15 protein-coding genes are annotated in these 23,641 nt (G+C 56.7%); 7 read left to right on the forward strand and 8 right to left on the reverse strand.

The window, feature by feature from the left end; all coding sequences use genetic code 11:
- The 3 genes from Enr10x_RS28815 to Enr10x_RS28825 all read left to right on the forward strand — a co-directional run bounded on the left by Enr10x_RS28815 (position 1) and on the right by Enr10x_RS28825 (position 4,962).
- Entirely contained in the window at positions 1-1,503 is a 1,503-nt protein-coding gene (locus tag Enr10x_RS28815; RefSeq protein ID WP_145115622.1) for a sugar ABC transporter ATP-binding protein, read from the forward strand.
- A complete protein-coding gene (locus Enr10x_RS28820; RefSeq protein WP_232093178.1) occupies positions 1,500-2,450 on the forward strand; it encodes an ABC transporter permease in 951 nt (316 codons plus the stop codon). The genes Enr10x_RS28815 and Enr10x_RS28820 overlap by 4 nt, the downstream gene beginning before the upstream one ends.
- Positions 2,451-2,622: 172 nt before the next feature.
- The gene (locus Enr10x_RS28825; RefSeq protein ID WP_197996293.1) at positions 2,623-4,962 is read left to right on the forward strand and encodes an efflux RND transporter permease subunit; all 2,340 of its coding nucleotides are present in this window, start codon (positions 2,623-2,625) and stop codon (positions 4,960-4,962) included.
- 16 nt (positions 4,963-4,978) lie between these two features.
- On the opposite strand, the gene Enr10x_RS28830 is transcribed toward Enr10x_RS28825, so the two are convergent.
- The 8 genes from Enr10x_RS28830 to Enr10x_RS28865 form a co-directional block, all read right to left on the reverse strand.
- A complete protein-coding gene (locus Enr10x_RS28830) occupies positions 4,979-6,931 on the reverse strand; it encodes a preprotein translocase subunit SecA (RefSeq protein ID WP_145452485.1) in 1,953 nt (650 codons plus the stop codon).
- 362 nt (positions 6,932-7,293) lie between these two features.
- Entirely contained in the window at positions 7,294-8,241 is a 948-nt protein-coding gene (locus Enr10x_RS28835; RefSeq protein WP_145452486.1) for a DNA-methyltransferase, read from the reverse strand.
- A gap of 31 nt (positions 8,242-8,272) precedes the next feature.
- Positions 8,273-8,911 (reverse strand): thioredoxin family protein, encoded by a 639-nt coding sequence (locus tag Enr10x_RS28840; protein ID WP_145452487.1) that lies wholly within the window; start codon positions 8,909-8,911, stop codon positions 8,273-8,275.
- 42 nt (positions 8,912-8,953) lie between these two features.
- Positions 8,954-10,024 (reverse strand): Ldh family oxidoreductase, encoded by a 1,071-nt coding sequence (locus Enr10x_RS28845; protein WP_145452488.1) that lies wholly within the window; start codon positions 10,022-10,024, stop codon positions 8,954-8,956.
- A gap of 196 nt (positions 10,025-10,220) precedes the next feature.
- Positions 10,221-11,531 carry a PQQ-binding-like beta-propeller repeat protein gene (locus tag Enr10x_RS28850; protein WP_145115634.1) on the reverse strand — a complete coding sequence of 437 codons (1,311 nt, stop codon included), beginning with the start codon at positions 11,529-11,531 and terminating at the stop codon, positions 10,221-10,223.
- Between the two features lie 30 nt (positions 11,532-11,561).
- On the reverse strand, positions 11,562-12,995 hold the full coding sequence (pyk, locus tag Enr10x_RS28855) for a pyruvate kinase (protein WP_232093179.1): 1,434 nt from the start codon (positions 12,993-12,995) through the stop codon (positions 11,562-11,564).
- 112 nt (positions 12,996-13,107) lie between these two features.
- Positions 13,108-15,615, reverse strand: coding sequence for a DUF255 domain-containing protein (locus tag Enr10x_RS28860; RefSeq protein WP_197997410.1), 2,508 nt, complete (start codon positions 15,613-15,615; stop codon positions 13,108-13,110).
- 290 nt (positions 15,616-15,905) lie between these two features.
- Positions 15,906-16,859, reverse strand: a complete 954-nt coding sequence (locus Enr10x_RS28865; protein WP_145115641.1) for an AAA family ATPase — start codon at positions 16,857-16,859, stop codon at positions 15,906-15,908.
- A 324-nt stretch (positions 16,860-17,183) separates the two neighbouring features.
- On the opposite strand from Enr10x_RS28865, the gene Enr10x_RS28870 reads away from it, so the two are divergent.
- From Enr10x_RS28870 to Enr10x_RS28885, 4 genes are all read left to right on the forward strand, one after another.
- Positions 17,184-19,292, forward strand: coding sequence for an alpha/beta hydrolase (locus Enr10x_RS28870; protein ID WP_145452491.1), 2,109 nt, complete (start codon positions 17,184-17,186; stop codon positions 19,290-19,292).
- Positions 19,293-19,417: 125 nt separating this feature from the next.
- A complete protein-coding gene (locus tag Enr10x_RS28875; RefSeq protein ID WP_145115647.1) occupies positions 19,418-20,488 on the forward strand; it encodes an AAA family ATPase in 1,071 nt (356 codons plus the stop codon).
- Complete coding sequence (locus Enr10x_RS28880; RefSeq protein WP_145115649.1) at positions 20,445-21,350, forward strand: DUF58 domain-containing protein; 906 nt, start codon at positions 20,445-20,447, stop codon at positions 21,348-21,350. Before Enr10x_RS28875 ends, Enr10x_RS28880 begins: the two co-directional genes overlap by 44 nt.
- Before the next feature lie 21 nt (positions 21,351-21,371).
- The gene (locus Enr10x_RS28885) at positions 21,372-23,621 is read left to right on the forward strand and encodes a VWA domain-containing protein (RefSeq protein ID WP_145115652.1); all 2,250 of its coding nucleotides are present in this window, start codon (positions 21,372-21,374) and stop codon (positions 23,619-23,621) included.
- Positions 23,622-23,641 lie beyond the last annotated feature (20 nt).

Raw genomic sequence — 23,641 nt, forward strand, 5'->3', positions numbered from 1 at the left:
ATGCCTGCCACCCTGACGCCGCTGCTTCGCCTGGAAGGCATCACCAAACGCTTCGGAACCGTCACCGCCCTTGACCAGGTGAGCCTCGACATCCAGGGAGGCGAGATTCACACTCTGCTGGGAGAAAACGGCGCCGGGAAAAGTACGTTGATCAAAATCCTGGGAGGCATCCATCAACCCGATGCAGGCACGCTCTGGGCAGGCGACGAACCGATTTCCCTGCCCAATGTCTCCGCCGCCGATCGGTATAAAATTCGACTGATCCACCAGGAACTCTCACTCGCCCCCAACCTGACCGTGGCCGAAAACATCTTTCTGGGTCGGGAGTCGAGCACACTGGGGTTCCTCCACAAACGGGAGATGAACCGACGGGCACAAGCCCTGATCGCAGAACTGGGACTGACTGAAATCCGGGACGTGACCGCCACTGTCGCCACGCTCAGCACCGCACAGCAGCAGCTGGTGGAAATCGCAAGGGCTCTCTCCCAGGAAGCCCGTGTGCTGGTCTTGGACGAGCCCACGTCCTCGCTATCCGAACTCGAAGTCGAAGCCCTCTTCCAGACGCTGCGCCGTCTGCGCAGCCAGGGGGTCGGCATCATCTATATCTCGCATCGCATGGAAGAGATCATGCGCCTCTCGGATCGCATTACCGTACTGCGGGATGGGAAGTCCGTCGGCACTGCCCCCGCCAGCGAGGTCGATCCGAAAACACTGATCCGCTGGATGGTCGGGCGCGACATCAAGGACCATTTTCCCCGCCCCCCGTATCGTCCCGGCGCGGTCGCCTTGAAAGTCAGCCAGCTGAGCAGCGCGAAGGTCCAGGACATTTCATTCGAAGTCCGCTACGGTGAAGTCCTGGGACTCGCCGGTCTGGTCGGCGCAGGGCGCACCGAACTGGCACGGGCTCTGTTCGGCATCGACCGCATTCACCAGGGAACTCTCCAGATCGACGGAAACACGGTCCGGATCCGCAGCCCCCGGGACGCGTTGCAGCAGGGTATGGTACTCGTCCCCGAAGATCGCAAACAACAGGGGCTGATCGTCGAACAGAGCGTGGCCTTTAATATTTCGCTCCCCTGGTTGAAAGAATGGATTCACGGCTGCGCCTTTGATTACCAAACCCGGGATAAAATGGTCGCGCGGACCGTTCAGCGGTTCGGCGTCAGGCTCTCGAACGCCGATCAACCGGTCCGCGATCTCTCGGGAGGCAATCAGCAGAAAGTGCTCGTCGGTCGCTGGATGGAACATCCCCCGAAAATCCTGATCCTCGATGAACCAACGCGGGGTATCGACGTCGGCGCACGGGAAGACCTGTATCGAATTATCGGCGAACTCGTCAGCCAGGGGATGGCATTGATCCTGATTTCTTCGGACCTGGATGAAGTCTTGAATATCTCACATCAGATCGGCACCTTCCGCGAAGGCCGCCTCACGGGAGTCTCTCCTGCCGAGTCCGTCACCGCGGAAGAAGTGATGCATCAATTAACGGGAGGCAGCGCGTGAAAGTCGTCAAGCAAATGGTTCCTCTGCTGGCAGCCATCATCATACTCCTGCTGCTGTTTCGCATCTGGGTCCCCAGCTTCCTCACACCGGAAAACATGCTGAATCTCACTCAGCAGATTTCCGTCAACACCATCCTGGCACTCGGTATGACGCTGGTCATCCTGGTGGGAGGCATCGACCTTTCCGTTGGTGCCATGGTGGCGCTCGTTGGTACGACCACCGTCTATTGTCTGACCGCGCTCTCCGGTGATACACAAAACCCGTTCATGCTGATGACCGCAATCCTGGCAGGACTGGGCATCGCGGCTGTCTTCGGAACGTTTCATGGCATCGCGGCTGCGAAGACGTCCATGCCACCGTTTATCATCACCCTGGCTTCGATGCTTATCGCCCGCGGCTGCGCACTGCGGTTCAACGGCGGACTCCCGATGCCCATCAAAGATGAGCAGACCTGGTTCCTCGCCATCGGCAACGGACGGTTGTTCGATGTCGTGCCGGTCCCCGTGGTGATTATGCTCTCGCTGTTTCTGCTGATGGCGCTGCTGCTGCATCGCACCCGCTTTGGTCAGCATGTCTACGCGCTGGGGGGTAACCGGGAAGCAGCCCTCTACACGGGCATCCCCATTGTACGGGTAGAAATCATGGTCTATCTGCTCTGTTCTCTGATGGCGGGAGTCGCCGGCATGATTCATACTTCGCAGCTGTACTCGGCCGAACCCGGTTCAGGGGAAATGTTTGAGTTAACGGCAATCGCCGCGGTGGTGGTGGGAGGCACCAGTTTCACGGGCGGACGGGGCACCATGTTTGGCACGCTGCTGGGAGCCGTTATTATCGGCATCCTCGATAAAGGGCTGAATCAGGCCGGAGTTCATTATTCCCTGCAATACATCGTGAAGGGCGCCGTGATTCTGGTTGCCGTCTACCTGGATGTCAGACGGAACCGATGACCAGACCGCATTGTGCCGATTGCAGCGGTTGCGCAAGGAAACGAGCCTGCAAAAAGTTTGTCATTTCTCTGACGGACACGAAGTCGTGAGCTAGACTTCCTGTGTACGTATGGGCCGGATGGTGCCCAGGTACCGGTTGATCTTGTTAAGCCCCTCACACAGAGATCGTCTCATGACTTCTGAAAAACCACGTTATATCCGTCGTTATATTATCACGGTCATTGCCTTAACTCTGCTCGCGCCCTTTGTGATTTATGGTGCGCACCAGAGCGTTGAAAGCATGTGTATTGCCCCGGAAAAATGGGCACCGCCGCACATGCAGTCGCGCAAAAATTATGACCGGTTCATGAAAGACTTCGAGAGTAACGATCTGATTCTGATCAGCTGGCCCGGCTGTAACGTCGATGATCCGCGGCTGATCGAATTCGAAAAGCGCATCGAAGGGCCCGGCAAAACCGACTTCGGCGAAACACACGCCTCCATTTTCGATCGGATCGTCTCGGGCGCTGGTACCATCGAATCACTGACCGCCCCGCCACTCAAGCTGCCTCGCGATGAAGCACTGGAACGTCTGCAGGGCGTACTGGTCGGCAAAAATCTGAAAGACAGCTGCGCGGTCGTCATCCTCACACAACGTGGCAACGAATTACGCAAACAATCCATTGATCATATCCTGAACGTCGCGGAAGAAGTCTGTCAGCTGCCCCGCGAAGATTTTAACATCACCGGCCCTCCTGTGGACGGGGTCGCGATCGACCGCGCCAGTATTCACAGCGTGAATGTATTCGGTGCCCTCTCCGCGATCCTCGCCACCCTGTTATGCTGGATCTGCATCCGTTCCTGGATGCTCACCGGCACGATCCTGCTGGCCGGGATGTTCGGTCAGGGGCTGGTCCTGTCGATGGTCTACTACTCTGGTGCCTCGCTGGACGCCGTACTGATTATTACACCTTCGCTGGTCTTTGTCCTGACGATTTCCGCCGGCGTGCACCTGGTTAACTACTACTACGACGAACTGTTCGCCGTTCAGGCGAAATCCAAAACAGAAGCAGAAGCGGCCGTCCAAAGCGGTTTCTCCAAAGGCTGGCAGCCCTGTCTGCTGGCTGCCATCACGACCGCCATCGGGCTGGGATCGTTGATGGTCAGTCAGATCTTTCCAATCGCCCTGTTTGGACTGATCGCCTCCATCGGTCTCCTGGTCACACTGGGTGTGCTGCTGTTGATTCTGCCCGGAGCGATGCAGCTCTGGCCGCCGCAACAGATTCTGAAAGCGAATCAGGCGGGTCAGTCAGCCCAGCTCCCCCGCTATTTTACTCGCATCGCGGGTATTCTGGACCATCTGCCTCACTGGTTGCAGCGGTATTCGTTGCCCGTGTTCCTGACGTCCATCATGCTGATGGCGGTCTCGGCTTACGGCCTGCTGTTTACCCGTTCTTCGGTCGATATTCCCTCCCTGTTTCCACCCGGCAGCCAGGTTCTGAAAGACTACCGCTTCAATGAAGATCGGATGGGGCCGCTGATTCCCGTGGAAGTTGTGATTGAATTCGATAAAGACTGCAAGAAAACCTTTCTGCAGCGTCTGCGGATCATTGACGATATTGAAAAGACGATTAAAAACATCGACGGCTATACCGGCACCATGTCGGCTGCAACCTTCGGACCCAATCCGGTCGAGCACAACGGCTTCGAATCGATTTTCCGAAAAGTGGTCACGAACAAAAAGCTGAAAGAAAACCGCGAGGCCATTCTGGACTCGGTTTACCTGTCGGATAACAACGGCCAGGAATCGTGGCGGATCAGTGCCCGCGTACCCGCTCTGCAGCAGATCGACTATGGTGCGGCACTGAATAAACTGAAATCCACGCTTCAGCCGGAACTCGAAAAATATCGCGAGCAGGACGTGCACCTGACCGCTTACTACACGGGGATCATGCCGCTGATTCATACGGTACAGCAGCTGATTCTGCAGGACCTGACCATGAGCTTCCTGACGGCCTTCGGTCTGGTGGCGCTCGTGATTGTCATCGTCCAGCGGAGCCTGTGGACCGGCCTGCTCAGCATGCTGCCCAACGTCTTCCCGATCGTGGTTGTCTTTGGAATCATGGGCTGGATGGACATTCCGCTCGACATCGGTTCCATCATGACCGCAAGTGTGGCACTGGGAATCGCCATCGACGATACATTACACTTCCTCTCCTGGTTCCGCCGCGAGAAACAACTGGACCGAAGCTGTGAAGAAGCCGTTCACGCCGCCCTCAAACACTGTGGTCGTGCCATGATTCATACCACCATGATTTGTGGTCTGGGTCTGCTGGTCTTCGGCTTCAGTAGCTTCATCCCGACGCAACGCTTCGCCTGGATGATGCTGACCCTGTTGACCACGGCGCTGATCGGTGACCTGTTATTCCTGCCGGCCATGCTGATGCAGCCCTTTGCCAGGCATCTTCAGTTTGCCAAAGCAGGGCTCCCCAAGTCCATCGGCCTCGGGCATTCGTCCCTCTCCACCAAGTGAAGCAGGCTAGACCGGGTCAGTGTGCATTCAGGTTCGCATGCTGGCCCATCTGCTGCAGCATCTGACGACGCTCGCTGATGCGGTTCACCAGTTCCACGCGCTGGCGTTCATGCCGTTTCTCCACCCGCGACTGCGCCTGGTAGAAATGACGTACCGCTGACTGCAGTTCCCGACCCGCACGCTGATAGTCCGCCAGCAACGCAGCGGCCTGTTCTGCGCCCAGTCCGCTGGCCAGGATGTCATCTTCGAGTGAGAGAAAAACCCGTGCACTGCCCGGATCCCCCTGGCGTGCGGCACGCCCTGTCAGCTGGCGATCGATCCGCGTCGATTCATGCAGTTCGGAACAGATGACATGCAGGCCTCCTTCAGCGGCAACTCCCTCTCCGAGCAGGATATCCGTTCCGCGTCCCGCCATGTTGGTGGCGACCGTAATCCGGCCGGGCTGTCCTGCCTGCTCGATAATCGCAGCTTCGTTTTCATGGTTTAAGGCGTGCAGAACCTCGTGTTCCAGTCCTGCCGCCTCGAGTCGGGCCGCGAGCTGATTTGACAAATTGACCGAACGCGTGCCGATCAGCACCGGTCGCCCCTGGCGGTGCAGGGCGGCGGTCTCTTCCACAATCGCAGTCCATTTTTCCTCCGCCGTCAGAAAGACCTGCTCGGACAGTAACGCACGTTGTCCGGGACGATTGGTCGGAATGGTGATCACGGGAGTGCCAAACACTTTTTTAAACTCGCTACGGGCGGACGCTGCGGTCCCCGTCATCCCGGCCATGCGGGTGTAACGGGCAAACAGTTCCTGAACGGTGGTCTGGGCACCGACTTTCGTGGGAGAAGTAATCTCGACCCCTTCTTTGGCTTCGATCGCCTGGTGAATGCCATTCTGCCACATCCGACCTTCCGCGATGCGGCCCGTGAATTCATCCACGATCGCTACTTTCCCTTCCCGGACCACATAGTCTCTGCCCTGCTGGAAGTAGCTGTCCACTTTGAGGGCCCGCTCGGAAGCGAGATAAGCGGTTCCCGGGTCAAGTGAATGGGGTGCTGCGGGCTGCAGCAGTAGTTCCCGGATCACCCGGCGTCCTGCCTCGGTCAGTTCCATCCCCTTCTGGGGACCATGGTCGATAAAATGTTCGCTTTCTTCGAGCCGCGAAACCTGGGCGGCACTCCACTGGCAGACATCGGCCAGTCTGGCTTCCGACAGATCGGTCTGACCGATGATCAAGGGTGTTCGGGCTTCGTCGATCAGGATGCTGTCGGCTTCGTCAATCACGACCATGTAAGGCGTTCGAGGATTCAGCAGCCCCTGATCTTCGTTTTCCTGTTTCTGACCGAACAGCTGCTGACGACGCACTGTGGTTGATGTTTTGAGTTCCGGTGAATTGAGCAGGTCGCGCAGGTAATCAAACCCGAACTCCCGGGCAGTCCCATAAGTAATATCACACTCGTAGGCGGCCCGGCGTTCGCTCATTGACGAAGCTGCCGTCACGGTTCCCACGGTCATCCCCAGGGAATGATAAACGGGGCTCAGCCAGCGGGCGTCCCGTTCTGCGAGATAGTCGTTGGCGGTCGCGATATGAATTCCCCGTTCGGGCAGGGCATTCAGACAAAGGGTCAAAGCCGCTGTCAAGGTTTTGCCTTCACCGGTCTGCATTTCAGCAATCGTGCCCTCATGCATGGCGATGGCGCCCAGGTACTGCACGGGGTAGGGGGTCATGCCCAGGTGTCGCTGCATCTGCTCGCTGATAATCGCGAAGGCTTCCGGCAGCAGTTCCGTCAGTGATTCACCACTCTGAACCCGGTAACGCAATGAGTTCCATTCGTCGAACAGTTCGGATTCTGTCCATCCAGTATACCCGACCTGCAGACCCTGAATCTGTTCCACCAGGGTCCACCAGCGCGCGGGAACTTCGGTGCTCCCATTGGGGAGCATGCCGCGAAATCGATCTGTAAGCGAGCTGATGATTTTCACCACGTTGAATCCTGCTACCCTGTCCAGAGTAATAAACGATTGAACTGCTACATTCTAACCGACCCACAAGGCCGATTCGATCCTTTTTATCGGCCGCTCAGCTTCGTACGGGTAAAGCAGGCAAAGTGTTGATTTTAAACAACATCCTCGTTGAGCTGCTGTCGTTTTGTGGCAACAAAACAGGGCTCAACAGCCTGATTTCAGCTGATTTAAGGCGTTGAGTAGAGAAAACGCGAATCGCATGCCAGCAGCGGTAAGTGGGAAGCAGAAACGCAACGCGGTTCAACCGCAGAGATGCGGGAACGGGCGCAACTGCAGCGGAGCGGCAGCAATCGGGGTGCGTTGGCCAGAACCGTTTTTGCTCAGAGCAGTTTCTTCTGGCGCGGGTTCTGCTTCCCTTTCTTCTTGCTCCGCGGAGCAGGGGAGTCGGCCGGAGTCTCTTTGATCCGCCTCCCGTTTCTCGTAGACGGGGCACTCGTCAACGGATTCTCCTGGCCGTCCAGTGGCTGACCGACTTCAATCTCTGCCAGTCGCTGCTGTGCCCGGGCACCGTATTCTGCAGAGAGCTCAAAGCCGACATACTGGCGATTCAGTTTCTTGGCGACTGCCAACGTGGTGCCGCTCCCCGTAAAGGGATCGAGGACGACCTCTTCCGGATTGGAACAGGCACGAATGATACGCCCCAGCAACTGCTCGGGCATCTGACAACCGTGCCAGCCCTGACGTTCTTTAAAAGTCCCATTGATGCGGGGGAAGTACCAGGTATCTTCATCGGCCTGGAAGCTCTCGGGAATATCCTGGGGACGCAAGATCCAGGTATCGTCGGGCAGTCGCCCTTTGGGGTTGGCCCGCTTGTCGCCATAGACCAGCTGCCGCGCCGAAGGCACACGAATGGCAGGATCGTCGGCGTTGAACGTGAACTGCTTCGGATCTTTCACCATGTGAAACAGGTGCGCGTGCGAGCGGCTGAACTTGTTCTTGCAGTTCACACCGAACGTGTAATACCAGATCACCCAGCTGCGACAGGTCAGACCCAGCTCGCGCTGCATCATGACTTTCAACTCCGCCGCGTATTCATCGCCAATCGCCAGCCAGAAAGTACCATCTGGCTTGAGCAGCCTGACCACTTCACTCAGCCAGCCCTGACACCAGTCGAGATACTGTTCGCTCTCCAGGCGGTCTTCGTACTCGTCGTATTCGTAGCCGATGTTGAAAGGAGGATCGGCAAAGGCCAGGTCAATACATTCCGCCGGCAGTTCCTGCATCCCGGCGATGCAATCCTGAATCTGGATCTGATTGAAGTTTGTCATGAGCGTGGCTGTACCGGCTGTGTGAGGAGAGTTATTTTTTTCGGCGAATGCGTTTATATCGCACATTACAGCCAATGGCAATCGTCTCGGAGGTTTCCGGCTGCTTTCCTTTTAAAGCCGCCGCGATCGCCTGCTCCACGTAGTTCTGTTTGACTTTGCTGGCATCGGTTGAATCATCCATGGCGCCCATGTAAACGACTTTGCGATCTTTGTTGAGTACAAAGAATTCCGGAGTCCGCGTGGCGCCAAAGGCCTGCCCGATCTGCTGTGACTTGTCGAACAGGTAAGGAAATTCAAAGCCCTGCTTCTCGGCCCGCTCTTTCATCTTCTCCAGGCTGTCCGCCGGGATCAGATTGACGTTGACCGCGATTACCGCAACTTTGGAATCTTTCCCCTTGTATTTCTGCGCCAGCTGGTTCAGGCGTTCCTCGTAATCGACTGCATACGGGCAGCTGTTGCAGGTGAATGCGACCACGAGCACGTCTTTGTCTTTGAAGGAATCGCTGGCATACGATTTCCCGTCGGTAGCGGGCAGCTTTTCCCAGGTCGGTGCCTGATCGCCCACATCGAGAACCGGGTTGTATTTTCCCGCCTGCAGTGGTGCAGTGATTATCCCGAGGCTGCAGACTGCCAGCATCAGCAGTCCAACGATGTTATGTGAAGTCTTCATGGTTTCAGACCTTAATCAAAACGTATTTCAAAGTCTTTGAGTTTACCAGGGAACGTCATACTTCACGCGTTGTGCGAGTTCTTTCAGCTGGTCGGCATGATCGCGGTGGACCGAGATCCCTTCCTGCAGTGAGCGCTGTGTCTGTTCCCATTCAATTTCGCCGGGTAAGCGAACCGGTTCCCCTTCGCGCACGGGCGTCAGTTGATGCAGGGCCTGCGTAGCCGAAGCCAGCTCTGCATGGAATTGATCTTCTTCCACAAACTGTTTCAGGTCGATGACGTAGAAGAAATGCTCCGAACCTTCAATCTCCGGTGCCCTGGTTTTATTGATCGGCATCTTCCCCCCTGCCAGCGCACCGGTCAGGATCGCGCTGATCAGAGCCAGTCCGTAACCGCGGGGGCCTGCAGCGGGCATCAGAGTTTTGACAGCCGAGGCATCGGTCGTTTCGTTCCCGTCGCTGTCCAGACCATAGCCGGGGGGCACGGGTAAGCCATACATGGCCTGCGTTTCCAGCTTGCCCCAGGAAGTCTTGGCACACGCCATGTCCAGCACGAAGGGGGCACCGTCCCGACTGGGAACACCCCAGGCGATCGCGTTGTTAGCGGTTCCCGCCTGCCTGCTGCCATGCGCAGCGACGGTCGCCCGTCCCGTGTTGGTCGTGCAATAGGCGATCATGCCCGCTTTCACCGCCATCAACACGTACACGGCTGCGGCGCCGAAGTGGTGGCTGTTGTAAACGGTGACCGTCCCGGTGCCGACCTCGCCTGCTTTTTTGATCGCCAGTTCCATGGCGCGGGTCGCGGCGACATGCCCCATCGCCTTGCTGCCATCCATCACGGCAATCGCCGGTGTTTCCTTGACGGTCAGAATCTGTGCCCGGGGATCGATGTCGCCCATGTCCATCGCGTCCAGGTATCGTTCCGTAGCCCGGCTGCCATGCGAATGGATGCCGCGCAGATCCGCTTCGATCAGACGGTCAGCGGCAATTTCCGCCTCCACCTGAAACATGCCCATCCGCACAAACAGCTTGACGAGTAATTCTTTGAGGGGTTCCAGTGGAAGCAGAACTTCCTGGGATCGATCCTGGGGCGGGGCAAAATGATCCGAAGGCATAATTGTGACTCTCAATTCGGGGCATTAATTCAGCCACATCCGATTCCGTTCCGAGCGGTCATCAGATGAAACACATACCAGATTAACGCCAAACCGGGCCGGATACGACTCTCTCAGGGGGTCACCCCCAAACTTTTCCCGATTCTCAACAGTCCGGCAAGCCATTGACAGTTAACGGCTTAGCCATATTCCCGGTTTACTTTGCCGAAAGATCAACCCGGATAATTTCCTTGTCATTGCGGGCGAAGACGCTTTTCAACGCAAAGGCCGGATGCGACCAGATCGTCATCCGCCGCTGGACGCGCCGCGTCGGTTCAATCAGTTTGGCCCGGCTCAATTCTTCGTATCCCTCGGGCGTCAGATTCGCGATGATCAGGTCGCCCTGTTCGTTGTGCAGGAAATAGCGGTCTTCGTGCGGAATGATAAACGCATTCCACCAGCGGCCCTTGCCGGTCGCAGCAAATGTTTCCCAGAGCCGCTGTCCATTGCCGGCGTCCAGTCCCCGCAGCTGACCGTAGCTGCCCACGCCGTAAATGTTTTTCCCGTCGAAGACCGGCGTCATCATGATTGGATGCAGTCCGTCGGTATTGATCTCGCTGTCGCTCTTCCCGGCCCAGACGACTTTCGCCGACTGGCCATCTTCGGCGACTTCGATCATTCGCGGACCATTATAAAAGCTGGCGACGAACAGCCGGTTCCCCACTTTGCGGGGCGTCGCGATTGTCAGGCCATACTTCACTCCGTAAGGCACCTCCCAGATCACCTTGCCGGTTTCCGGTTCCAGGGCGGAGACCGCCGTCGGATGCCAGACGATCAACTCCCGCTTGCCACCAAATTCAAAGATGACCGGCGGGGCATAACCGACGGCCGTGTCACTCAACGAACGCCAGAGCTCTTTCCCGGTCTTTTTATCGAAGCTGACCACCAGCGCATTTTTCTGTCCGCCGACCAGTGTTATCAGTTGATCACCGTCCACCAGGGGGGCAGCGACCATGCCCCAGTTCGGCAGCTTTGTGCCGTAATCCGTGACAAAGTTTTTGCTCCAGAGCACTTTGCCTGTTTTGGCATCGAAGCAGAAAAAGTTCCCCTGCGCGCCGACCGTATAGACGCGACCGTCATTGATCACCGGGGTCGACCGCGGGCCGGCGGGATAACTGACCGTATATTCGACTGGATATTCATAGCCCCAGATCAGTTTGCCGGTGACGGCGTCCAGGCAATGCACCCGTTCGAAGCCAACCCGTTGTTTATAAATCCGATCCGTGACGAACACGCACCAGCGGGAATCGACCTCCGCCACCGCGGGACCGGAATAACCTTCTCCCAGCGGCGCTGACCACATTCGCGGCAGCACACCTTTCGTAGGCAGTTCTTTGACAATCCCTTTCTCCCGCCAGACCAGGTCGTGCTGCGGTCCGCCCCACTGGGGCCAGTCATCACAAAAACCGGTTTGAGGCAGCTGGACAGTCCAGAGCAGCAACAGCGCGAGCGACAGTTTCAATTTCATGACAGCCTCGTTGGTATCAGGGATTTCACGTTATTTGACTTCGTGGACCAGCAGCATGTCATGCCCCAGTGAACTCCAGTCGGTGCCGGAGATCAGCACAATCTGACTCCCCGACGACAGGAAGCCATGCTGCTTGCCGTAATTCACGATGAACTTCAGAATTTTCTGCGGGGATTTGTCGACCACATCCGTCAATAGCGAGGTCACGCCCCAGTAGAGGGTCATCCGCCGCGCGGTGGCCGGCCGGTCTGTCAGCGCCACGGTAGGCACCGTCCGTCGTTGTTTAGACAGCGCCATCGCGGTTTTCCCTTCGTGGGTACAGGTTACCATCAGATCCGCGTCCAGTTTTTCTGCGGTGATCCCGGCTCCCAGCGTGACCGCTTCCGTCACTTCGCGGGCATACAGGCGACGATTGCTGGTGGTCTCCTCCGAATGCAGATTCGAAGAAAGAATCCGCGCGGCTTCACGGACGATGCGGCTCATCATTTCCACTGCAGCCAGCGGGCTGACGCCGACCGCGGTCTCGCCGGAAAGCATCACCGCGTCGCTGCCATCCAGTACGGCGTTCGCGACATCGCTGGCTTCCGCCCGGGTGGGAAAGGTGTTGAACTGCATGCTGTCCAGCATCTGAGTTGCGGTGATGACCGGGATGCGATACTGATTACAGAGATGGATGATGCGTTTCTGGATAATAGGCACACGTTCGATATCGACTTCGACGCCCAGGTCGCCCCGCGCCACCATCACCGCATCGGTCAGCTTGAGGATCTGTTCGATATCGCTGACCGCTTCGATCTTTTCGATTTTGGCGACGATGTGTGGCGGCTCCAGCGGATTCAGCTTGTCGATCTCATCACTGAGCTGTTTGATGTCATTCGCGGAACGGACAAAGCTGAGGCCGATGTAATCGAGACCGTGCTGCACAGCCCAGGCCAGGTCATCCAGATCTTTTTCCGTCAGACAGGGCGTACTGAGCTGCACGCCGGGCAGGTTAACTCCCTGCTTGCTGCGGATCACGCCCTCCCGCTCGACCACACATTCCACGTACTCGTTGTCTTCCGATTTTTCCACGACCCGCATCGCGACCATTCCGTCTGCCAGCAGTACCGGATCGCCGACCCGCAGATCACTGATCAGTGACTCGTAGGTGCAGGTCAGCTCCTGCGGATGACTGGTCTCCATTCCCTGAATGAAACGGAAACGCATGTCCTGGCGACAGTTGATTTCATCGCCGGGCAGAACGCCGAGACGAATCTTGGGGCCGGACAGATCGCCCAGAATCCCGATCGGCTTACTCATCTCTTCGGACAGTTCGTGAATGTTCTGTACGATCTCCGCCAGCCATTCATGCTTGCCATGTGCGAAGTTGAGTCGAAACAGATCCACGCCGGCAATGATCAGCTTCTGCAGCATTTCGCGTGAACAGGAAGCGGGGCCGACAGTGGCAATAATTTTGGTTTTCACCAGGGGATGTTCCTGGTATTGGGCCGCGTTCATCATGAACCTTTAATGTATTTATCGAAAGCAAACCATTCCCTGCGCTTTGATTTGCTGAAGCAGAATTGATTGAGTTTCTCTAATCGGTTTTGAACCATTTCTGATTCACCTGTCTGACGGTTTCACCCGGTGCTGCCACCTTAAACTTGCCGACCTTGCTGATCGTCGTGGGACGGATGCAGGTCTGATCGTTACAGGCCTGGTATTTTACCTGCAGTTCGAGCTTCTCTTCTTTGCCGGCAGCGGAAGCGGGAATTTCCAGCGTCCCCCGGATGACCACCTGTTTTTCGTAGACGAGCAGCGGTTCATCGAAGCCACTGACTTTGAATTGATGGCCCGCCGGATATTTGATGTCCTTGAGTTTCAGGTTCTGTGCCGACTTGATCGAGAACGTGGTTGGCACGAGAAAATCGGGACTGGACGGGTTTTGGTTGATGTGCCAGCCTTTCTCGATATTCAGCACGATCGCCACCTGGCATGTCTTCCCGGCAGGAAGTTTATCGACTGAAAGGTACGCGTTGGCAGTCACCTGTTTTTTCTGCTGAGCGGTCTGTCCCAGTCCTGCAGCGACGAGCAGCTCCAGCCCCGGATTGACGGCAACCAGTTGGTCGGATCCCTCTTCCGGGGAAACAAAAATACCGTCGTACGCCGAGACCGCTGACTGCCGTTGATCAGCGGGTGTCTGGAGATATTCTCCGACCGCCTGCACGAGTTGTGCGCAGCGTCCCGGATAACGTTTGATGATGCGTCCGAACAGCTGCAGCGTCTGATCGGCGTGCTGGCGATAACGGGGCTCGCCCGTCAATTCGGACAGCAGAATCAGATTACGGGCGCTGATACTGTTGCCGGAGGGAATCGCCGCATCATAGGCATTTTTCGTACGGGCAATCAGCTGCTCATGATCATGCGTGGTGAAGAAGAAGCCGTGTTCTTTCTGATCCCAGAAAAGGGCGATCTGCAGATCAGTCAGCTGTTGCGCTTCGTCCAGCCACTGCTGCTTGCCCGTCGCCTGATGCAGTGCCAGCAGTCCCTGCACGAGAAATGCATAATCGTCCAGATAGGCGTTCAGACGGGCCTCGCCACCGCGATAACTGCGATAGAGGTGCCCCTCTTTGTCGCGCATCTGATCCAGAATAAACTGCGCCGCCTTTTCAGCAGCAGCCGTATACTCGGGCCGCTTTAATACACGACCGGCGGTCGCCATGCCTTCGATCATCAACCCGTTCCAGCTGGTCAGAATTTTATCATCCTTGAGCAGCGGCTTGCGCTGATTGCGAACGCTGAGCAGTTTCCCACGCGACGCGGCCAGTTGCGACGCCAGTTCGTCGGCTGTGGTGTTGTGTTTCTCGGCGAGTTTTTCCAGCGTGGTGACGCGATGCAGGACATAGCCATGATCGAACCGTGCCGGTTCATTCAATCCATAAAACTCGGCGAACAGGGGATAGTCATCTCCCAGAATTTTTTTCAACTCTTCCTGCGACCAGGCATAGTGTTCGCCTTCGACCCCATCGGTCTCCGCATCCAGTGCGGAATAGAAGCCCCCCTGCGGATCGGTCAGCTCGCGGAGTACAAAATCGACGATGCCTTCAGTGACTTGCTTGTACTGCTGCTTGCCGGTCTGCTCAAACGCGCGGGCATAGACGCCGGCCAGCTGACCGTTGTCGTAAAGCATTTTCTCAAAGTGGGGCACGTGCCAGTAACGATCGGTACTGTAACGGTGAAAACCGCCGCCCAGGTGATCGTAGATTCCGCCATTGGCCATCGCGTCCAGAGTGTGATAGAGAACTTTCGCTGATTCCGCTGCGGTCGGGTTCTGCTCGGCTGCCTGAATATCATATTGCAACAGCACCAGTTTCGAAGTGGTCGGAAACTTGGGCGCGTTGGGGGTCACATCCGAAAAATCGATCCCGCCATACTCGGCATCATAGCTGGCATTGATCGAGCGAACCCCGGCGATCACGAGCCGGTTTTCCAGGGAAATCGCCTCTTTGGCGCCTTCCTCTTTCTGCAGGCGGGCGACCTCCTTCGCAATGATCGCCGCACTCTGCTGGACCTGCTCCTTGTTCGTGCTCCAGAGCTGATTCACCTTCTGCAGCACGCGGGGAAAGCTCATCTGGCCTCCCTGATCGGTGGGCGGGAAATATGTTCCGCCGGCGAAGGGCTCTCGATCGGGCGTGAGAAACATCGACAGCGGCCAGCCTCCACTCGAGGGGGCGCCGATCAGATGGAAATAGACAGAGAGTGAGGTCATGTAAATATCATCGATGTCGGGCCGTTCTTCCCGATCGACTTTGATATTCACGAAGTTCTCGTTCATGTATTTGGCGATCTGCGGATTTTCGAAGACCAGCCGCTCCATGACGTGGCACCAGTAACAACTGCTGTAACCGACCGAGAGAAAAATGACCTTGTTTTCCTGCTTCGCTTTTTCGAAGGCTTCCGGCCCCCAGGGATACCAGTCAACCGGATTGTGTTTGTGGAGCAGCAGGTAGGGACTGGTCTCCTTGGCCAGCCGGTTGGTGAACTGCCCCTCCTGTTTCTGTTCAGTCTTCCCTTCCTGCGGGTTCTCTTCGCCGGCAGACGACATGAGTGCGCTCCCGTGTGAGCTGATGAAAAGCATGCAGAGAATCAGGGCGTACCGCCTCAGTGATGTCGGGTTCCAATCCATTTTTATTCCTCCAGGGGCGGGCAGAAGCTTCAGAGCCCTGTTTCAACTTGGGACTGCAATCGTTTCTTCGAAAGTCGGCTGAGCCGATGGTGGGGTACTCGTATCTTATCCAATCCGGCAGCAGACGACTATTTAATAATAGCAGAACGTCCAAAAATCGGTACGTTCCCGACGTTTCACCGGCGCAGAGGGGTTTCCTATTTTAACTTTCAGCTGGGAACCGCCACCTTTTGCAGAATCTGACGGATGATATCCGTCGCCCGGACACGCTGGCTTTCACGAACCAGAGAGCGGGTGATCACACGATGTGCTAACACAGGCACTGCCAACTGCTTAATGTCGTCCGGAATCACGTAGTCCCGCCCCTCGGTGAAGGCGAGGCTCTGGACGGCATGGGAAAAGGTGATCGCACCGCGGGTACTGACGCCCAGCGTCAGCTCGGGATGATTCCGCGTCATTTCCACGATTTCCAGAATGTAGTCGGTCAGCGAATCATCGACCCGGACATTCAGCACCGCCTGCTGCATTTCACGCAACTGTTTAATGGATACGACTGACTGCAGAGTGTCGACCGGCTGGCCTTTCCGATGCTGAATCAGCACTTCCCGCTCAATTGAGCGTTCCGGGTAACCGATTTCGATACACATCATGAAGCGGTCGAGCTGGTTTTCGGGCAGGGGATACGTGCCTTCAAATTCGTAAGGGTTCTGCGTTGCCAGCACAAAGAAGGGGGGATCCAGTGGAATCGTCTGTCCTTCGACGCTGACCTGCCCCTCATTCATCGCTTCCAGAAGGGCACTCTGCGTTCGCGGTGGGGTGCGGTTGATTTCGTCAGCCAGGAGCACATTCGTAAAGATCGGCCCTTTGCGGAATTCGAATTCTCCCAGGCTGGGCAGAAAGACATTCGACCCCAGAATATCCGAAGGCAGCATGTCCGGGGTGAACTGCACGCGTTTGTAATCGCAGTGCAGGCTCTTGGCGATCGCTTTGGCCAGCGAGGTTTTGCCCACACCCGGTGCATCTTCGATTAAGACGTGGCCGTCCGCCAGCAGGGTGACAATCGCGAGTTGAACCACCTCTGGCTTGCCAATAAGTACACTGGAGATGTTGTCGTGAAGTGTCTTGACCAGACTGGCAGTTTCCTGCTGGGAGCGAACTTCCATTAAAGATCCATTTCTGATAGGCAAAGCTGCGGTAGCAAGGAGAGCACATTCATTTTTCCATGTTCAGCTTTACAGAATTCCGTAACGGTTTTCAACCGAAAGTTCCACCGGTTCCCGGTGGAAGGGGAATTCTAAAAAACAATAAAAAAATTTCTGTACAACTCTCGGAGTCAATCTCATTATAGAGATGCCAATTGTAAAGAAAAAGAAATTTTGTTAACAAACCACAATGATCGGGGCAGCTGTTCCATTTTGTTCAGCTCGATTCCATTTTGAAGTGAATCATCGCATCTGCATACATTGTTTTATCAGGATCATACTATTATGCCGGGCTCACAACAGTCGATGGACGACGCACACTCTCTCTCACGACGTTCTTTTCTGCAAACAGGATGTGTCAGTCTGGCTGGCTTGAGCCTGCTCGAAAATCTGGTGATCCAGGAACTGGTCGCGGCTCCCGCTGCGTCAGATCAGACCGCCCCGGCCCTCAACCGCTTTCCCCGCATGGTCCAGGAATACTTTGTCGACCGGGTCCGGGATCAGGAAGCCAAAACAATTGCGCGACTGGACGCTTTGAAAACCAAAGCAGACGCGGAAGCGTACGTCGAATCCGTCCAGAAACGGATCCGCGAGGCATTCGGGCCCGAGCCGGAACGCACCCCGCTGAACGCGAAGGTCACCAAAACCACCGACCGTGATACCTACACCATCGAGAACGTCATCTTTGAAAGTCGCCCCGGATTTCTGGTGACAGCCAACCTGTATATTCCCAAAGGCATCACCAAACCGGTTCCCGGTGTGGTCGGCACCTGCGGTCATTCTTCGAACGGGAAAGCCGAAACTGCCTATCAGTCCTTCTCACAGGGACTGGCCCGCAAAGGGTATGTCGTGCTGATCTACGACCCCATCGGACAGGGAGAGCGGATCCAGTACAGCGGCGATGACCTGAAATCCACGATCGGCGTGGGCGTCCGCGAGCATCTGCACGGCGGCAATCAGCAGTTTCTCGTCGGCGAGAATCTGTCGATGTGGCGCGCCTGGGACGGCGTACGTGCCCTGGATTACCTGCTGACCCGGAAAGAAGTCGATCCGAAACAGGTCGGCGTCACCGGGAATTCGGGAGGCGGCACGATGACCACCTGGCTGTGTGGCGTGGAACCGCGGTGGACGATGGCCGCCCCCAGTTGCTTTGTCACCACCTTCCGCCGCAACATGGAGAACGAGCTCCCCGCAGACACCGAACAGTGCCCGCCGAAAGTGCTGGCCCTGGAACTGGATCATGCCGACTTCCTGGCCGCCCAGGCTCCCAAGCCCGTGCGCATCCTCAGTAAAGAACGGGATTATTTCGACGTCCGCGGCGCCCGCGAAGCCTACCTGCGGCTCAAGCGGCTCTACAAACTGCTGGGGCACGAAGAGAACGTCTCGCACTTTGTCGGTCCAACCTATCATGGCTATTCCCAGGAAAACCGCGAAGCCATGTATGCATGGTTCAACAAAGCCACCGGCGTTTCGGATCAGGACAAAGAACCCGAACTGACCATTGAAAAAGATGAAACGCTCTGGTGCACGCCCAAAAACTCCGTGGCAGACCTCGGCTCCAGGCCCCTTCACGAATTCACGGCAGAACGCGCCCGGGAACTGGCGAAACAGCGCAAACCGAAATCCGGAGCCGCCCTGCAGTCCGCCGTCGCGGAAACGTTGCGACTGAAACACATCGAAGGTACTCCCGATTATCGCATCCTCCGCAACCGGGGAGGCAAAGGCTATCCTCTGAAATATGCGATCACTTATGCCGTCGAAACCGAACACGGAATCCAGGCGATCGTCTATCGCGTTTCTGATGAGCGGCTCTATTCGCGTCCGCCCCAGAACGCAGGGAAAAAAGCGACGCTCTATATTTCGCACGTCTCTGCCGATGCAGAACTGAAAGAAGAGCCGCTGCTGAAAACCGCCAGCCAGGATCAGGAGCGCGTCCTTTATACCTGCGATGTGCGGGGGGTCGGGGAATCAATGCCCGACACCACCAACCCGAACTCTTACTTCACACCTTACGGGAGTGATTATTTCTACGCCGCACATTCGATCATGCTGGATGATCCTTATACCGGACAGAAGACCTTCGACGTCCTCCGCGTACTGGACTGGCTCGCTGCCAACGGGCATACCGACGTTCATCTGATCGGTCGCGGCTGGGGCGCGCTGCCCGCGACGTTCGCAGCCCAGTTCTCGCCGCACGTCAAGCAGGTCACACTGAAAAATGCGTTGACCTCTTTCAGCGACATCGCCGAAACAGAACATTACCACTGGCCGCTATCGACGCTGGTCCCCAACGTATTGACCAGCTTTGATCTGCCGGACTGTTATGCCGACCTCAAGACCCGAAAAGGTCTGACCCAGATCGCTCCCTGGGGGGCAAAAGGCGCTGACAGCTGAGAAGACCGTCAAACAGCCTTGCATCTTCACAGGTCTGCCCGTCACAATAGAGGTACGTATCTCAGGCGGGCGGCATTTCTTTCTTCGAACAGGAATCTGACAACACTGTGAGCAGCGATCCTCCAATGGAAGCTTCCGATCTGGAAGCCGTTGAAAAATTACATCAGGCCTACGAACGACTCCTGAATGAAGTCAATCGCGTGGTGATTGGTCAGCATAAGGTTGTGGAAGAGCTGATGGTCTCATTACTGGCAGGGGGACACAGCCTGCTGGTGGGAGTACCGGGGCTGGCCAAAACACTCATCGTGCATACCCTCGCCGATACCCTGAATCTTTCGTTCAATCGCGTGCAGTTCACGCCCGATCTGATGCCCGCTGATATCACCGGAACCGATGTGATTCAGGAAGATAAAATCACCGGGAACCGGGACTTCAAATTCCTGGCAGGCCCCGTGTTTGCCAATGTGGTCCTCGCAGATGAAATCAACCGTACGCCTCCCAAAACCCAGGCGGCGCTGCTGGAAGCGATGCAGGAGCATCAGGTCACCGCGGGCGGACGCAAACACAAACTGCCGGTCCCGTTCTTTGTGCTCGCCACGCAGAACCCGATCGAACAGGAAGGCACCTACCCCCTCCCTGAAGCACAGCTCGACCGCTTCATGTTTGAAATCAAGGTTGAGTATCCCAGCGAAGAAGAAGAGTTCGCCATCGTCAGGCAGACGACCTCTGATGAAACTTATACGGTCCAGAAAGTTCTCGACCTCGAAGAACTGCAGGCGTTTCAGTCGCTGGTCCGACGCGTTCCCGTGGCCGATCATGTCATCCGCTATGCGATGCATTTCGCCCGCATGACCCGCATCAGTCCCACCGACGATACCCAGGCGGCAGACATCCCCGACTTCATCCGCAATTATGTCAGCTGGGGTGCCGGCCCCCGCGCCAGTCAGAACCTCGTTCTGAGTGCCAAGGCCCGGGCCATTCTGCATGGCAGACTGTATGTCAGCACCGATGATGTCCGCGCGGTCGCACACCCCGTGCTGCGGCATCGGATCATTACCAATTTCAATGCGGAAGCCGATGGGATGACTCCCGACAAAATCGTCGATCGCCTGATAGACCTCATCCCCGTCGATTCCTCGCAGGAAAAACTGGATGGACGATTACCACAAGTATTTAGATCCGCAGACGCTCGCTAAAGTTCAGAATCTGGACCTGGCGGCGCGGCAGATTGTGGAAGGCTATGTCTCGGGGTCCCACAAAAGCCCCTTCCACGGCTTCTCCGCCGAGTTCGCGCAGCACCGCGAATACGCGATCGGCGATGACCTGCGGTATGTCGACTGGAAAGTTTATGCCAAGTCGGACCGCTACTACCTGAAACAGTACGAAGCCGAAACCAATTTCACCTGCTACCTGCTGATTGACTGCAGTGAATCGATGCGCTACAAGTCCACAAATGCCGCTCTCTCCAAGTGGGAGTATGCCCGGCTGGTCGCTGCCGCCCTGGCTTACGTCGTCATTAAACAGCAGGACGCCGCGGGACTGTGCACCGTGAATGACCACATCCTGGATTTTCTCAGACCCGCCAGCCAGCCCACGCATCTCAAACAGATCTATCACACGCTGGAAAAAACTCCGGTCGCGGGAGAATCCGGTCTGGGAAACGTCTTTCACGAGTTGGCCGAACGCATTAACCGCCGCAGCCTGATCATCATCATCAGCGATCTGTTTGACGATCTCGAATCGGTTTTGCTGGGTCTCAAACATTTTCGGCACCGTAAACACGATGTCAGTCTGCTGCAGGTCATCGATCCCGCGGAGCAGGATTTCCCGTTTCAGGAACCGGTCCTGTTTCACGGATTGGAAAATCTTCCCGAACAGATGGTCGAACCCCGGGCCCTGAAGAAAGCCTATCAGGAGGAGTTCGAAAAGTTTCTCAAAGAAGTTCAGCGCGGCTGTCGCGATTTGAAAATGGATTACAGCCTGATCCGGACCGATCAGTCTCTCGACGTGGCGCTCTCAGCGTTCCTGTCGCATCGCCAGTCCCGCGTCGGTTCTTAAACATTCGCCAAGATACGTTTCATGACTCACTTTTTAACACAGCCCCTGTTGGCATTCGGATTCGCCAGTCCCTGGCTGCTGATGGGACTGCTCGCGGCAGGTGTTCCCGTGCTGATCCACCTGCTGCACAAGCGGAAGTTCATCGAAACGGAATGGGCGGCGATGAAATTCCTGCTGGCTGCCACGAAAAAATATTCACGGCGGGTCCGCTTCGAACAGCTGCTGATCCTGCTGGTCCGCTGCCTGATCCTGCTGCTGCTGGCGATTGCCTTTTCGCGTCCTTACTGGTCAGCCAGAGGGGCGTTCTTCGAAACCGCGGCCCCCGTACACCGGATCCTGGTGATCGACACATCCTTCAGCATGCGCTGGCAGAATGAGGACCGGGACAAATTCGCCACAGCCAAAGAAATGGCACAGGCGCTCGTCTCTGACTCGAATACGGGAGATGCCTTCCAGCTCATTCAGATTTCCAGCGTCTCCCCCCAGACGCTCATCTCACGTCCGTCCCGACAGCAGTCGTATGTGCTGGATGAAATCAATCGTCTGCAGCCAACCGAAGAATACGGCGATGTCACCCAGTCCCTCCAGAGCGCGCTGGAGTTCCTGGGACAGGCACAGGAACTGGCCCAGAAGGAAGTGATCGTGATCAGCGATTTTCAGGCGGAAAGCTGGGCGCCCCTCGAAAGCGAAGCCGGCGATGCCCGGGTGCTTTCCCTGCTGGACGCGATTTCGAAGAAAGCGACACTCGTTCTCAAAGACGTCGGTCAGACGGATGAACCCAATCTGGCGATCGTCGATTTTGACAGCCCGTCCGTTTTTGCCACACTCAATCAGCCGGTCAGGCTGAGTGTCACGCTCCACAATTTCAGCCCCCTGAATCGGGAAGGGGTCAACCTGCAACTGTATGTCGATGATCAACTGGTGAATCAGAAACCGGTCAACCTGCCCGCAAATACAGACACCCACGCGGAATTCACTCACCAGTTTACCAGAATCGGCGACCATCGACTCGAAGCCAGAATAGCCGAGGATCAGCTGCCACTGGATAACCGCCGCTGGAAAGTCATGCCGGTCAAGAAAGAGATCAATGTGCTGCTCGTCAATGGCAGGCAATCGGGTGAAGCGATGGGCAAGGCCACCGATTTCCTCGAACTGGCTCTGTCTCCTTCTCTCAGGGAACAGCCCTGGCAGGGAGTCATCAAACCGCATGTTATCAGTGAAGGCGAACTGGCCAACACCGAACTGGAACTCTACGACTCGGTCGTCATCTGCGATGTGGCCCTGTTCACCGATCACGAGCGCGATCTGCTCAAAGGCTATGTCAAACGGGGAGGTGGCCTGATCGTCAGCCTGGGCGACCAGGTCGATGCGAATAATTACAATCAGACACTCTTTCAACCCGGCTCCGGCCTGATGAACCTCAAGCTGCTGGACCGGCGCGGTGATGCCAAACAGAAATCGCAGATCTTTGAGTTCGACCCGCTGCAGTATCAGCATCCCGTGATCGAAATTTTCAAAGGCAATCCGGATGCCGGCCTGGAAACGACCCAGATCTATGAATACGTCCAGACCGAAGTCCCGCCCGACTCGAATACCCGGCTGGTCCTCAATTATGACACCGGCGATCCTGCCGTGATCGAGAGCACACTCGGACGCGGGAAAATCCTGCTGATCACCACCGCGCTCGACCGCCGCTGGGGCAGCTGGGCGGTCTGGCCCAGTTTCCCCCCGATGATGAATGAATTCGTACTGGATGTCGCCACCGGCAAATGGGGCCGACGGGAATCTCTGGTCGGCCAGCCCCTGGAAATCCTCGCCCGGGAAGATCAACTCGCGCTGACGCCCCGGATGCTGGCCCCCAACCGGGAAGAATACCCACTGCGGAGCGTCCTCAACCGGAATGCGGAATCGCGGATGATTACCTTTGATCAGACACAACTCTCGGGAATTTACGAACTGGACTGGGGCGTCTCGACGGCAGAAAAAATGCTGTTCGCCGTGAATGTCTCCCCGCTGGAAAGTGATCTGGCACATATCGGGCCCCAGGTGATCCCCCCTCACTATTTCCGCAGGCCGGACACGGTCTCTCTTTTGACGACCGAGCTTCCCGCAGAACGCACGGTGCAGACCGGGCTCTCGGAAAATCTGTTGCTGACGGTACTGGCACTGATTGTCGTCGAGCAGCTGCTTCTCTGGCGGTTCTCCATCGGTGCGCTAACCTTTCTGGCAGTGATGTGCCTGAGTTGTCTGAGCCTGTTTTTTCAGAGTTGAGACGAACGGGGGCTATGTTA

Source organism: Gimesia panareensis, from assembly GCF_007748155.1.
Classification (GTDB): Bacteria; Planctomycetota; Planctomycetia; order Planctomycetales; family Planctomycetaceae; genus Gimesia; species Gimesia panareensis.